Annotated in this window: 12 protein-coding genes; 3 read left to right on the top strand and 9 right to left on the bottom strand. The window is 62.1% G+C overall.

Going from position 1 to position 13,271, the window contains the following annotated elements; translation table 11 throughout:
- Positions 1 to 152: 152 nt before the first annotated feature.
- Entirely contained in the window at positions 153 to 641 is a 489-nt protein-coding gene (gene bfr / locus R8L07_01065) for a bacterioferritin (protein ID MDW3204103.1), read from the bottom strand.
- A 115-nt stretch (positions 642 to 756) separates the two neighbouring features.
- The gene (locus tag R8L07_01070; GenBank protein MDW3204104.1) at positions 757 to 1,257 is read right to left on the bottom strand and encodes a hypothetical protein; all 501 of its coding nucleotides are present in this window, start codon (positions 1,255 to 1,257) and stop codon (positions 757 to 759) included.
- Positions 1,258 to 1,535: 278 nt separating this feature from the next.
- Between R8L07_01070 and rpoH the strand changes: the two genes are divergently transcribed.
- Positions 1,536 to 2,423 carry an RNA polymerase sigma factor RpoH gene (rpoH, locus tag R8L07_01075; GenBank protein MDW3204105.1) on the top strand — a complete coding sequence of 296 codons (888 nt, stop codon included), beginning with the start codon at positions 1,536 to 1,538 and terminating at the stop codon, positions 2,421 to 2,423.
- 45 nt (positions 2,424 to 2,468) lie between these two features.
- Here the strand turns inward: rpoH and R8L07_01080 are convergent, their stop codons facing one another.
- From R8L07_01080 to R8L07_01110, 7 genes are all read right to left on the bottom strand, one after another.
- Complete coding sequence (locus tag R8L07_01080) at positions 2,469 to 3,161, bottom strand: hypothetical protein (protein ID MDW3204106.1); 693 nt, start codon at positions 3,159 to 3,161, stop codon at positions 2,469 to 2,471.
- A gap of 138 nt (positions 3,162 to 3,299) precedes the next feature.
- Positions 3,300 to 5,327 carry a hypothetical protein gene (locus tag R8L07_01085; protein ID MDW3204107.1) on the bottom strand — a complete coding sequence of 676 codons (2,028 nt, stop codon included), beginning with the start codon at positions 5,325 to 5,327 and terminating at the stop codon, positions 3,300 to 3,302.
- A 115-nt stretch (positions 5,328 to 5,442) separates the two neighbouring features.
- Positions 5,443 to 6,735 carry an adenylosuccinate synthase gene (locus tag R8L07_01090; protein MDW3204108.1) on the bottom strand — a complete coding sequence of 431 codons (1,293 nt, stop codon included), beginning with the start codon at positions 6,733 to 6,735 and terminating at the stop codon, positions 5,443 to 5,445.
- A 12-nt stretch (positions 6,736 to 6,747) separates the two neighbouring features.
- Positions 6,748 to 7,908 (bottom strand): ATP phosphoribosyltransferase regulatory subunit, encoded by a 1,161-nt coding sequence (locus R8L07_01095; GenBank protein MDW3204109.1) that lies wholly within the window; start codon positions 7,906 to 7,908, stop codon positions 6,748 to 6,750.
- A 119-nt stretch (positions 7,909 to 8,027) separates the two neighbouring features.
- Entirely contained in the window at positions 8,028 to 9,641 is a 1,614-nt protein-coding gene (locus R8L07_01100; GenBank protein MDW3204110.1) for an ABC transporter substrate-binding protein, read from the bottom strand.
- 107 nt (positions 9,642 to 9,748) lie between these two features.
- Complete coding sequence (locus R8L07_01105; GenBank protein ID MDW3204111.1) at positions 9,749 to 10,990, bottom strand: FAD-dependent oxidoreductase; 1,242 nt, start codon at positions 10,988 to 10,990, stop codon at positions 9,749 to 9,751.
- 38 nt (positions 10,991 to 11,028) lie between these two features.
- Positions 11,029 to 11,787 (bottom strand): class II aldolase and adducin N-terminal domain-containing protein, encoded by a 759-nt coding sequence (locus R8L07_01110; GenBank protein MDW3204112.1) that lies wholly within the window; start codon positions 11,785 to 11,787, stop codon positions 11,029 to 11,031.
- A gap of 139 nt (positions 11,788 to 11,926) precedes the next feature.
- On the opposite strand from R8L07_01110, the gene R8L07_01115 reads away from it, so the two are divergent.
- Positions 11,927 to 12,811 (top strand): LysR family transcriptional regulator, encoded by an 885-nt coding sequence (locus R8L07_01115; GenBank protein MDW3204113.1) that lies wholly within the window; start codon positions 11,927 to 11,929, stop codon positions 12,809 to 12,811.
- Between the two features lie 20 nt (positions 12,812 to 12,831).
- Positions 12,832 to 13,230, top strand: coding sequence for a VOC family protein (locus R8L07_01120; protein MDW3204114.1), 399 nt, complete (start codon positions 12,832 to 12,834; stop codon positions 13,228 to 13,230).
- The last annotated feature ends 41 nt before the right edge of the window (positions 13,231 to 13,271 follow it).

The following is a 13,271-nucleotide window of genomic DNA, read 5'->3' on the forward strand; positions in this document are numbered from 1 at the left end:
CGGACCGCCGCGCCAGCGTTCCCGACACTTCGGCTCCGGACGATCGAGACCGTTCCGGACGTTGGACGCCCTGACGCCGCTCTAACGGAAAGTCCCGGCCTGCGCGGAACGGCAAACCGGGACTCAATCCCATCCGAAGAATGTCGATGCCCTTACGAGGACGATGAATCTTCACCGAACATGTGCTCCTGCAGGTAGTTCTGCAGTCCCGTGCTCTCGATCAGATTCTGCTGGGTTTCCAGCCAATCGATATGCTCTTCGGTGTCTTCCAGGATCTTCTCGAAAATCTCCCGGCTGACGAAGTCACGGTTTTCCTCGCAGACCGGAATGGCCTCCTTCAGCGCGGCCTGGTTGGCCATTTCCAGAGACAGGTCGCATTCCAGCATTTCCGGCACGTTCTGACCGATCTTGAGGCGGCCGAGATCCTGCAGGTTGGGCAGCCCGTTGAGCATCAGGATTCGCTCGATCAGGTAGTCGGCGTGCTTCATCTCGCCGATGGATTCTTCATAGACCTTGTGCGCGAGACGCTGAAAGCCCCAGTCCTTCAACATGCGCGCATGCAGAAAGTACTGATTGATCGCCGTCAGTTCGTTCTTGAGGATCGCATTCAAATGTTCAATGACGCTCGGGTTACCCTGCATCTCGCCATCCCTTCGATTCCATGATTGGTTGCTCCCAACCTGCCCAAGACAGCAAGAGAAGTCCACTGATAACGACTCTCAAGACATTGATACTATTTGCGTTTTGCACCTAAGACTAAGTTGCAACGACGGCACTGATGAGAAAGTCGACCCGTTTCCCGTCCCGGCTCAGCGGCAGACGCAGGGTCGACATCTGTTTGTATCCGGGCATGTCCCAGTCAACGGGTCCCGATTGCCGGCCGATCGCCGGTTTCTGCACGAGTTTGCGAATGAAGGCGAGATCGAACTCATTGTAGTTGGTCGCATCGATCCGATTGCCATAGAAGTGCTGCATCGTCTTGCCGGTCATTTCCAGGCGCGTCAGTTCGGCCACATGCGTCCCCCACAGCCGATACCGCATGGCGCTGCCCTCGGGATCGACTATTTCACCCAGCGTGATCCATCCCCACCACCCGCGGAAATTCTCAAACCCGAACTCGGATTTCAGCGGTACGCGACCACCGGAACGGTGGGCAGACCAAATGCGCACAAAATCCGCGTGCGCGCCGAATTGGTCCGGCTCCGTGTTCAGATCGAAAATCTCGTAGACCCAGTCCTGCTCTTCACACCAGATCAATCGGTCACAACCCCTTCATTCCCTTGCACAGCCGGCCCGGCGCCCCCAAGTCACCACATTGTCCTGCCGCAGCCACAGTTCCGCCGCAATCCCGTTTGACACTACAGGAACAAAGTTAGGGTGAATACAGCCCTATCGTTTCCCATCACGACAAGGTGATTGGGAAATGTCAGTTATCAGTGACACCGTATCTTGAATGATCGGGACGCAAACCCTATCTCTCAGGTCGGTACCTAAGCTGGCTTTTCGCATGCCAGTGACGTTGGGGAGATACATATATGGCCAACACCGCAAACATTCCTGCGCTCACGCCGGAAGGCAATCTGCAGCGCTACCTCGACGAGATCCGCAAGTTCCCGATGCTGGAACCGGATCAGGAATACATGCTGGCCAAACGGTGGCGCGAGCATGAGGACCGCGATGCCGCGCATCAACTGGTCACCAGCCATCTGCGTCTGGTTGCCAAGATCGCCATGGGCTACCGCGGCTATGGATTGCCCGTTGCAGAACTGATTTCCGAAGGCAATGTCGGCATGATGCAGGCGGTCAAGCGCTTCGATCCGGAGCGTGGGTTCCGCTTGGCGACCTATGCCATGTGGTGGATTCGCGCCGCGATCCAGGAATACATTCTGCACTCCTGGTCGCTGGTGAAGATGGGCACCACCGCCGCCCAGAAAAAGCTGTTCTTCAACCTGCGCAAAATCAAAGGGCGCCTGCAGGCGCTGGAGGAAGGCGATCTGGCGCCGGAAACCGTTGCCAAGATTGCGCAGGAACTGGACGTACCGGAACAGGACGTCGTGAGCATGAACCGGCGGCTGGCCGGGGGCGACAACTCGCTCAACGCGCCGCTGCGGGCCGACGGCGACGGGGAATGGCAGGATTGGCTGGAAGACGACAGCGACAGCCAGGAAACCGTGCTCGCCGAGAGCGAGGAACTGTCCCTGCGCCGGGAAATGCTGGCCCAGGCCATGACCAATCTAAATGACCGGGAACGGCACATTCTGACCGAACGCCGACTGAAGGACGATCCGAAGACGCTGGAGGATCTCAGTCAGGAGTACGGCATCAGCCGCGAGCGCGTTCGTCAGATCGAGGTTCGGGCGTTCGAAAAGCTGCAGCGCTCCATGCGCAACAAGGCAATCGAGCAGAAACTGCAAACCGCCTGACCATCAAGCTCGACGGGCAGACATTCGAACGGGCGGCTGGATGCTTCAGCCGCCCGTTCCCGTTTTACCATGGTCTTCGTCAAAGGCTTCATCCGACAGGCCATTGCCGTTTCCGTCCATTGAGTCGGGGTCTGGCTCTTCCTCTTCACCGTCGGACGTTCCCGATTCGACCGCGGCCAGTTCGTCCAGCGGTGCCGATTTGCGCACCTCGCTGCCCCATTCCTTTTCCAGATCCTTCTGGCTTTCCTTGATCGACTTGCGGCGCATCTCCAGCGACAGGTCGAGATAGCGCAGGACCATGCCAGGGACCATGAAGTGCACGCCCCAGCCCACGCCGGCCGCCCCCAGCATGATGATCCAGTTCATCGGATCGCGCAGCAGGTCGATGGTGGATGCCAGCGAAACATCGCCGCCCCAGAGATCGAACGCCACGATCAGCGCGCCGGCCAGATTGGTCCAGGCGACCGTCTTTGTCGCATAGCGGCGCGGATGGGTGTCGATCAGGTAGGCGACACCGGTTGGCAGCATACCCACCGCCAGAAGAATGACCGTCTCGTAGAAGAACAGGCAGATCAGGCAGGAAAAGGCCATGATGATCGTGTAGTAGCCGGCGGACCGCTTTTTGGGGGCGGCCCCTCTGGCCTGGTTGGCGCCCCTATTGACGGGAGCCGGTGCCGCCTGGGGCGCCCGCGCCGAGCCAATTTCGTCGACCAGGTCGTTATCCGGTGACCGTGCCATCTTATGCTGCCGTCTCCATACGCGTTCACCAGTTCCTAGACTATCCTGTGGCGAGAGTAACCCAACTACGGCTACGCGCCCATTAGGGTCTCAAGGGCGATATGTCGCCGCAAACCTATCCGCTTATCCAATTCATCCCTAGAAGAATGTCGCAAAGCCGGCCAGGGCCACCGTTGCGACACACCCCAAAAGCGCCGCTGCCCCCGCCAGTTGTCCGCCCAATTCTTCTGCCAGCCGGTGCTTGTTGTTGATGTCCCGCGTCAGGTTGATCAGTTCCTGGGTCGACCTCGCGTAATCCATGCAGGCCTTGTCGAACGCATTCTGGTCCTTGGACACTTCCTGCGTATCGTCGATGATATCCAGCAGATCCTTGAGGCGTCCCGACTTCGCGACCTTCCGCAAACGCGCCCGTACATGCTTGCGCCGATCCCGGCTGTGGAATCGTTCAACCGCCGGCTCCAGCAACGCCGCGCAAAATGCGCAGATATGCGGAAAATTGACATTGCGATGCAGGGCGTCCTGCAGATTCGACAGAATTCGAACCTGTGCGATACGACCTTCTTCCTCATCCGCGGCACGATCGATGTCACGCAACTCTCCGCCGATGGCACGCTTGAAACCTGTGCCCAAGAACGCGGCGATATGACGATCGATCAGGCGTTTGGGACGGTCCTCAGAGGCGCAAAGCCGTTCAATCGCCGGCATGATGTGTTCGATCGTCGGGACGAAATCCCTCTCGAACAGCGGCGACATGCAGGGAAGGCCATTGTTGAGTTCATAAATGACACGCTCCATCCCGAACCCCAGGCCGGTCTGATTTAGGATGGGTTTTACCTTGTCGAGACGGTTCATGTGGCGAACATGGCCCGCCTCCAACCCGCGCTGCTGATCCAGCCAGAAATTCACCAGGCCATAAGAAATTACCTGGGCGAACAGCTGACGCGCCTGCTGATCGTCCGGGAAAGCGGCGATCAGGTTGGAAATGCCTTCCAGCGTCGCGGAGAACTCGCGCAGGCGGATAGGACCTTCCGGATCAAGCGCGATCAGCACACGGGACACCAACCGGTCCGGATTGTCGTTGCCGATGGATTTCGCCAGATTGACCGCTTCGACCCGATCATCCTCCCCCAGAGAGCGCCGAAGCCAGGTATCCAGCGCACCGGAATTCACCAGAATGATGGCCTGGTCCCAATTGCGGTGCATGACATGGGCGACTTCTCGCGCGGTCGTCAGATCCACGCCTGCAATGGTCAACGCCCGGGACCCCTTGGTCGGCATCGCCTGCTGCTTGGGTGAAAGGCGCCTTCCGTTCAGCCACAGGGACAGGTCCTCCACCGTCCATCGTTCGCTGGGGTGATCGTTCAGCAGCCCGCGCAGCGGTTCCATCATCGTCAGCGACACACGGTGGTTCTGCACCATCGCCGCATAGGATCCGACATTCAGCTTCAACCGGATGATCTCGTCGTCGGACTTGCCGACAAGCGGGCTATGTCCAGTAAGCAGCGCCAGAATGGTCACGCCCACCGCGTAAAGATCGTTTTCCGGCCCCCCCTCGCCACGCCCGGCGGCGGAGGCCAGCGAGCACTCCAGCGTCTCGTATACGATTGGACTGGTGATTCCCGCCGGGGCCGAAAAACACTCCCCGACCAGCATTTCGCGCTGGTCGTCCGACATCCAAAACAGGTTGTCCGGCCGGATCATGCGGTGGTAGGTCCCCAACGCATGCATCTCGCGCAGGATCTGGCAGATCGGCTCGATGAAATGCCGGGTCACCCGTTCTTCCTGCATCGGCGCAGTTGCCGTTTGCAGGGATTCCATGACGCGTTTGCCGACGGGCCGCTCCAGAATAACGACCGGGCATCGGCGGCCCTCCGGCGGCCAGTCCACAACGTCCCAATCCAGGGCGCGGATCAGATTCCGGTGATCGATACGGCGCAGAATGCTGACGACATCAAATCGCGGGGGCAGCTTCGGATCGCAAATCAGCGCATAGAGGTTGCGCTTTGAATCCCGCTTGTGAGAGCAGGCATAAGCGATCGCCGGCTGAGAATCGAAATCAGGGAGCGGCTTTCCGGAATCGATTTCGTATCGATCCTTGACGTCGACGACGCGCGCGGTCGAAATCGTCTTTTCCGCGCCGCCGCCACCACTGACCTTCAGGGCCATGTTCCGGTCGTCTCCCAGTTTCACCGCAGCCTAAGCCGCCAGCGTCGCACGTATCACGATTCGACGCCAATCAAACGGACCGGGAATGACGGAGACGAGACCCCCTGCGGGCGTCTCAATCCTCGAAAGGATCGTGCACCCGGATCGTGTCGTCACGTTCGGGACTGGTCGACAGCAGCGCAACCGGCGTTTCAATCAGCTCCTCGATCCGGCGGATATACTTGATCGCCGTCGCCGGCAGATCGGCCCAGCTGCGCGCCCCGAACGTGCTTTCCTGCCACCCTTCCAGAGTCTCGTAGATCGGCTCGGCCCGCGCCTGCAACGCGGTGGAGGACGGCAGGTGATCGTAGTCCCGGCCGTCGATGCGATAGCCCGTGCAGACATTGATCGTTTCCAGCCCGTCCAGCACATCCAGCTTGGTCAGGGCGATGCCGTTGACGCCACCGACTTTCATGGCCTGACGGACCAACACTGCATCGAACCAACCACAGCGACGCTTGCGACCGGTCACGACGCCGAACTCCCGGCCCCGTTCACCCAGACGTTCGCCGATCTCGTCATGCAGTTCGGTCGGGAAAGGCCCGGACCCGACCCGCGTGGTATAGGCCTTTGTAATCCCCAAAACGTAGCCGACACCGCCCGGTCCCATGCCGGATCCGGTGGCCGCCTGTCCCGAGCCGGTGTTGGACGACGTCACATAGGGATAGGTTCCATGGTCGACATCCAGCATGACGCCCTGCGCGCCCTCGAACAGGATGCGACGGCCACGGCGGCGCAGATCTTCAAGCTTCTTCCAGACCACCCCGGCATAGGGCAGAAGCTTCGGCGCGATTTCTTCCAGTTCCGCGATCAGGCTGGCGGGATCGACGGTCGGCGCGCCCATCCCCTTCAGCAGCGCATTGTGGTGCAGCAGCAGCGCTTCCACTCGTTCAGGCAGACTTGCCGGATCGGCCAGATCGCAGACGCGGATCGCGCGGCGCGCGACCTTGTCTTCATAGGCCGGACCGATGCCGCGACCCGTCGTACCGATCTTCGATTCGCCCCGGGCCGCCTCGCGGGCGTGGTCCAGCTCGCGGTGGACCGGAAGGATCAGAGAAGCGTTTTCGGCCACCATCAGGCTGGACGGGCTGATTTCGACCCCCTGCGCGCGAACGCGTTCGATCTCTTCCATCAGCGCCCATGGGTCGATGACGACGCCGTTTCCGATGACCGACAGCTTGCCGCGTCGAACCACGCCGGACGGCAGCAGGCTCAGTTTGTAGACCTTGCCGTCGATGACCAGCGTATGTCCCGCGTTATGGCCACCCTGGAAACGCACGACGACATCCGCGCGTTCGGACAGCCAGTCCACGATCTTGCCCTTGCCTTCATCGCCCCACTGGGAGCCGATCACCACCACATTCGTCATCTGTTCAAACCCTCAGAGATCGTCCAGAGCGGCGGGGCCATCCCCGCGCGTCGGATCGAATACGTGACTGCAGCCAAGGCGCCGCGCCTCGGCCGTAACATCGTCCACCGGCGCCAGGGCCGCCAGAGTGCACCATCCCTCGGCCCGCAGTGCCGCCGCCGCAGCCGGCGCGACGCCATGGGGCAGGAATACCGTGTCGCCCTCCCCTGCCTCGGGCACCGCCCGCAAGACGGAGTCGAGATAAAGCGAAAAGCCGCTGGACGGCTCGCCGCCGCCCTGGCCCGCGTGATAGCGGCCGCCGCGCCCCAGTTCGCCGCGCACGCCCTTCGAAAAGAGCGTGAAGCTGAGGCCGGTCTGGTATTCGAAGCCGCGATGTTCGACAGGGTCCACCGTCACGGCGAGCGAAGGCACCGCTTCCTCCAGAAGGTCGAGTACTCGGGCCAGTCGATCGCGCTCCGCCTCTGCGACCGGCGGCAATTTGATGCCGTTGAGCGTCTCGAGGGCGCGCCGGGCAGGACCGCACGCGTCCAGAAGGGCGCCCAGTCTCTCCGCTGCCTTGCCGCCAAGCGCCGCGACATCGTGCGCATCCTTGCGATCAAGCGCGATTCGCGCCGCGCGCCGTTCTTCGGCCGTCATGCCCAGGGCCTCGCAGACCGCCGGCACGACCGTCGGCAGGCTGATATCCACGGAAAGATCCCCGGCACCGACCGACGCCAGGGCATCGGCCGCCACTTCGATGAGCTCGGCATCCGCTTCCGGCGTATCGGCGCCGATCAATTCGCATCCCGCCTGGGTGATCTGCCGTTCCGGCCGCAGCTGACTGCCCCGAACCCGAAGGACCGGGCCGGCATAGCATAGGCGGAGCGGACGGGGCGCACGCCCCAGCCGGGAGGTCGCAATACGCGCGACCTGAACCGTCATGTCCGCCCGCACCCCCATCATGCGCTGGGAAACCGGATCCATGAGTCGGAAGGTATGCGTCGCCGTCGCCGCGCCGGCCCCGTCGAGCAGGCTGTCCTCGAATTCCACGAGAGGCGGATCGACACGGCGATAGGCGGAAGCCCGGAATCGGTCGATCAGGCCGCGCATGACCGTCGCTTCGCGGGTCGCCTCCGGGGGGAGAACGTCGCGCAAACCATCAGGTAGCAGCGTCTTGGAAAGGCCGTCGGTCATGATCGGGGGCTCGTCTGCCGGGAAATGCCAATGAAACGCCGGTTTGGTAGCGGGTTTGCCGGTTCAGGGCAAGCAATGGCGCTCGCGACAGGTAGCCGCGCCCGTCGCGATCGTCCGGATCACGCCGGGATCGGATCGGCCGACGCCACCACCCGGTTCCGACCGGCCTCCTTGGCAGCCAACAGGGCACGATCCGACCGTTCATACAGGCTGTTCGGCGTGTCCCCCTGGGCGACCAATGCCACGCCGAAACTGGCGGTCAGCGATACGGGCTGGCCGTGCCAGTCGAATGTCAGGGCCTCGATGCCGGAGCGGGCCCTTTCCGCGATTCGCATGAGGGCCCCTTCCGCGCCGTCGGCAATCAGGAGGCCGAACTCCTCCCCACCCATTCGGGCGGCAACATCCGACGGCCGGACGATTTCGTGCAGCAGTTCCCCGACCGCCTTCAACGCCGCGTCACCGGCAGGATGCCCCAGCGTGTCGTTCAGACTCTTGAACCGGTCCAGATCGAGGAGAATCAGGCCCGGCTTTCCCCCGCTGCGTTTGGCGCGCTCCAGTTCGCGTTCCATGACGGCGAAGAAACTGCGTCTGTTATCCAATGCCGTCAACGGATCGGTCAGTGCCATGCGTTCCAGCTCCGCCTGCACCGCGCGCCGCTGCGCCACCTCACGGCGCAGACGCAAGGCCATGAAACCGATCGCCCCGGCCATGCCTGCAAACAGCACGGTGCCGGCAATTCCACCCAGCACAGCCGGCCGAACCCAGCCCGGCAAAACATCCAGCGGTCGATACAGGAATGCGTCGAAGTCCACCGCATCGTCCATCATGCCGGCCCGCTTGAAGATGTCCGCGATGTGGCGCCACCGTCCGGGATTGCTGTGCCCGATCTCCACGATCGACGGCAGGATCAGCTTTTCGGTCTCCCGAGCCTCAAACATCAAATGCGCACGAGACTGATCGCGGCTATATCGTTTCAGGATCAGGTCGACAATTTCTTCCGGGTGGTCCATCGCATAGGTCCAGCCCTTCAGGCTGGCGTCCCGGAAGGCCTCGACCATTTCGCGATCGCCATTCAGCAGGTCCTCACTGGTGAAGAGCGTATCGCCGTAGAAGTCGATCCCGCCCGAACGCGGGGTCACGACATTGTATCGGATTTCCAACTCGCGCAGGGCGAACGGCTCGTCCGTTACATAGGCCGACATGCCGGCCACGCGCCCGTCCAGCAGCGGCGTGATGGATCGTGTATGCGGGCGCCGGATCAGCGCATCCGCACTCAACCCCTCATCCTGCATGAATACCAGCAGCTCGGCGCCATGCGACTCGATCATCAGCGGTTGCCCGGCCAACGACTGAACATTGTCGAAACCGCGGGATTGCAGCGTGATCAACGCGAAGGGAGAGTGCTGGAAAATCGGCGCCAGCACGACGACCGGCTGCCCCTTCGAGCGGGCAACGATCAGGTCCGCCGAACTGACCCCGAAATGCGCAGAACCGGACAGGACAGCCGCGACCGGGTCGTCATCCCCCTTCGCCGGACGAATCGCAACGTCCAGCCCGGCATCCCGATAGTAGCCCTGCTCCACTGCCGCATAGTAGCCGGCGAACTGAAACTGATGGTGCCATTGAAGCTGCAGAACAACGGGCCGAAGCGGTTCCGCCTTACCCTCTGTTCCCATTGCGGCCGCGATGGCCAGACACAACGCAAGCGTCGTCAGAAAACACCGAACCGACAAACCCCGATCCCTACCCCGGTCATCCTCGGGTCAGTTTAATCGGTGCGATATATATTGCCATTCGAAATTGAAGTTCGGGCGCAACCCCATCCGTTTGCGATAGCCCGTCACGCGGCCTTCATGATCTTGCGCAGCGGCATCGCCGTATCGGCCAGGAGACCCGGATCCGGATTCACGCCGCGCTCCATCATCATCTGGGCGACCTTCACATCCTTGGCGATGGCGGAGACCTGCCCAAACCCCGCAACGCCCGTCAGGGTCCCCTTTTCAAAGGTGAAGAATATGACGGCGCCGTCCTCGTAACTGCCGCGGGTGACCACAGTGTCGCATTTTCCGGGCAGCCCTGCGGTCTGCAGCGTCCAATCGTACTGATCCGACCAGAGCCAGGGCACAGGCGCATAGGCCTCCGGCTTGCCGCAGATGCTGCGCGCGACAGCGCGGGCCTGCATATCCGCGTTCTGCCAGCTTTCGAGACGGATCGCTTCCCCATAATGCGGGTTGACCGCGCGGGCACAATCGCCCGTCGCATAAACGCCCGCGACCCGGGTGGCACCAAATTCGTCGACCAGAATGCCATCCTCGCAGGGGATCCCCGCTGCCTCCGCGAGATCGACGCCAGGCGCGATCCCGATGCCGATGACAACCACATCGCAGGGCATCTCGGATCCATCCTGGAAGCGGATGGCGGTTACCTTGCCATCCTTCCCTTCGAAACCCGCGATCCGGACGTTCAGATCGATCTTCACACCATTATCGGTGTGCAGCCGTGCGACGACATCGGCGACTTCCTGAGGGACGGACCGACCGAGAATCCGCGGAGCACCTTCCAGGACCGTCACGTCACACCCCATCTGCCGGGCACTTGCCGCCGTCTCCAGACCGATGAAGCCTCCGCCGATGACCGCAACCCGGGCACCTGGCGTCAGATCCGCGCCGAGTTCCGCGCTGTCCTCAAGAGTACGGACGACATGAATGCCCTTCAGATCCGCGCCGGGCAGCGGCAGGCGCTTGACCACACCGCCTGTCGCCAGGACCAGCGCGCCATAGGGCAGCACACTGCCATCGCTCAGACTGACGGTTCCGGCCGTTGTGTCGATGGCTTCGACCCGGGTTCCGGTTTTCAGGGTAATCCGGTTGTCGTCATAGAAGGCCGCGTCATAAAGGAAGCAGTGCGACGCGTCCTTTTCCCCCTTCAGGACCGCCTTGGACAGCGGCGGACGCTCATAGGGGGCGTGCGGTTCCGCACCGATCAGACAGATGTCCCCTTCGAACCCTTCCTGGCGCAGCAAGGCAGCAGTGCGGCCGCCGCTTTGCCCGGCCCCAACGATAACCACGGACTCGACAGTCATGTACCCTCAACCCTTTCCTTCGGCGAGCAGGCCCGGGCTCAATTCCTGTAGTCCGGCTCCTCCTCGTCCAGAATGTCACGAAGCGCCTGAAAGTGCTTCTCCGCCGCGCCGGGATAGTCCTCCCATTGCTGGGCCGTTTTCTCCGCCACCGCGTCACTGGCGACATTGAGGTCCCGGCCGCTGGACAATGCAAGGAATAGCGTCTCGCAGGCGCGTTCGAAATAGTACAGTTCATCGAACGCCTTGGCGACCGTCTCGCCGACGGTCATCACACCATGCTGGCCCATCAGCAGAACCGACCGATTGCCCAGCACCCCGGACAGCCGTTCCGCTTCATCGCCAAGCCCCATGCCGTCGAAACCGGTGTCGACCGCAACACGGTTATAGTAGCGCATCGTCGTCTGATCGATCGGCGGGATCGACGTATCCTTCAATGCCGACAGCGCGGTCGCATACTTCGAATGGACATGCAGAATGCAGCGCGCCTGCGGGTTGTTCCGATGCATCGCACCATGAATGCAATAAGCCGTGGGATCGATCACGTCGCCCATGCCTTCCGGCTCCTCGCGTGCATCGACCAGCATGATGTCGCTGGCGCGCATCTTTGAGAAATGGCGGCCGTAACGGTTGACCAGAAACTCGTTGCCGTCGTTCGAGACCGCGACACTGAAATGATTGGCCACGGCCTCATGCATGTTCAGGCGCGCCGTCCAGCGGAAGGCGCAGGCAAGGTCCTCTCGTTCCTGGCGATGCGGCAGATCGGTCGGTCTGGCTTCGGACAGCTGGCTGACGGACATACTGGTCCCCTTTCAAATGAAGATTTTCGCGGGGGAGCATGCGGCGGGGCCTTTCGCAGGACAAACGAATAAACTCGGCCCTATTCATTAGTCATACTAATGATAGACTTATCCAAACTTCGACGTCTATGGAGTCGCCATGCGCCCCGGACAAATGCCGCCCCTCAACTGGCTTCGCAGTTTCGAAGCGGCCGCGCGTACATTGAGTTTCACCGCCGCCGCCACGGAGCTGGGCATCACGCAGTCCGCCGTCAGTCAGCAGATCAAGGCGCTGGAGGACACGCTGGGGCGCGGACTTTTCATCCGGCGCGCGCGCAGCCTGCAACTGACGGACACGGCCCGGGTCTATCTGCCGGCGGTACAATCGGCATTCGAAACCCTGATCGCCGAAACCGCAGCCATTGTGGGCCAGGATGAGGACGCACGGCTGGATATCCATGCCAATATGGCCTTCACCATCTTCTGGCTGGCGCCCCGTCTCGATGCGTTTCTGAAGCTGCACCCCTGGATCCGCCTCAATGTCGCGACGTCGGTCTGGACCAGCGAGAATGTCGCCCCCTATGCCAGTGTCGAAATCCGCTTCGGCGCCGGTCGATGGGAAGGTCAGACCGGGGAGAAGTTTGCCCAGGGTGAGGTCTACCCGGTCTGCGCGCCGGAGGTCGCCGAGACCCTCCGTTCACCACAGAATCTTCACACCCAGCGCCTGATCGATGTGGCCGGGCTGCGTCAGGGATGGGATCAATGGCTGCAGGCCGCCGGCGTATCGGGCGGCAGCGATTTCGAGCGCCACTGGGCCAGCACCTATGTCATGACCTTCGAACTGGCGCAGCAGGGAACGGCCGTGGCGCTCGCGCACTCGCCCATTGTCGACGGCCACCTGGACAGCGGACGCCTGATCCGCCCATTCGATATCGCCATCCCGATGCAGGACGCCTATTATCTGATCACACCGCCGACGGCGCGGTTGAATGCGGCCGCCCGGATCTTCCGGGACTGGTTGCTGGAGCAGTCGCCATTGACCTGAGGAAACCGGGACGGTTCGCCATGTACAGCCACATCACGCTCGGCACCAATGACGGTGCGAAAGCCATTCCCTTCTATGACGCGATCATGGAATTACTGGGCCACAGTCGGTTTCATGGCGATGAAGACAAGGGGTTCGGGGCCTGGGGGCAAGCCGACGGCGACCAGGTCTGGGTGCTGCCGCCCTATGATGGAAAGGACGCCACACACGGCAACGGAACGCATGTCGCCTTCATCGCGCCGGACCGTGCAACCGTGCGCGCGGTGCATGCAGCTGCCCTGTCCCTGGGTGCTGTCGACGAAGGCGCCCCCGGTCTGCGACCGCATTACCACCCGCATTATTACGGCGCCTACTTTCGCGATCCGGATGGCAACAAGCTTCAGGTCGTCTGCCATAATCCGGAGAATGAAGCGGAATAGCAGGCGATTGCGGCAAACCGCCACTTGACCGCCAAGGGCCC

The sequence above is a fragment of the Alphaproteobacteria bacterium genome, assembly GCA_033344895.1.
Classification (GTDB): Bacteria; Pseudomonadota; Alphaproteobacteria; order UBA8366; family Aestuariispiraceae; genus Pacificispira.

What these genes read in the sequence shown, in the direction of transcription:
- bfr (MDW3204103.1), bottom strand. Translation starts at nt 641, where the DNA reads ATGCAGGGTAACCCGAGCGTCATTGAACATTTGAATGCGATCCTCAAG.
- rpoH (MDW3204105.1), top strand. Translation starts at nt 1,536, where the DNA reads ATGGCCAACACCGCAAACATTCCTGCGCTCACGCCGGAAGGCAATCTG.
- R8L07_01080 (MDW3204106.1), bottom strand. Translation starts at nt 3,161, where the DNA reads ATGGCACGGTCACCGGATAACGACCTGGTCGACGAAATTGGCTCGGCG.
- R8L07_01085 (MDW3204107.1), bottom strand. Translation starts at nt 5,327, where the DNA reads ATGGCCCTGAAGGTCAGTGGTGGCGGCGGCGCGGAAAAGACGATTTCG.
- R8L07_01090 (MDW3204108.1), bottom strand. Translation starts at nt 6,735, where the DNA reads ATGACGAATGTGGTGGTGATCGGCTCCCAGTGGGGCGATGAAGGCAAG.
- R8L07_01095 (MDW3204109.1), bottom strand. Translation starts at nt 7,908, where the DNA reads ATGACCGACGGCCTTTCCAAGACGCTGCTACCTGATGGTTTGCGCGAC.
- R8L07_01105 (MDW3204111.1), bottom strand. Translation starts at nt 10,990, where the DNA reads ATGACTGTCGAGTCCGTGGTTATCGTTGGGGCCGGGCAAAGCGGCGGC.
- R8L07_01110 (MDW3204112.1), bottom strand. Translation starts at nt 11,787, where the DNA reads ATGTCCGTCAGCCAGCTGTCCGAAGCCAGACCGACCGATCTGCCGCAT.
- R8L07_01115 (MDW3204113.1), top strand. Translation starts at nt 11,927, where the DNA reads ATGCGCCCCGGACAAATGCCGCCCCTCAACTGGCTTCGCAGTTTCGAA.
- R8L07_01120 (MDW3204114.1), top strand. Translation starts at nt 12,832, where the DNA reads ATGTACAGCCACATCACGCTCGGCACCAATGACGGTGCGAAAGCCATT.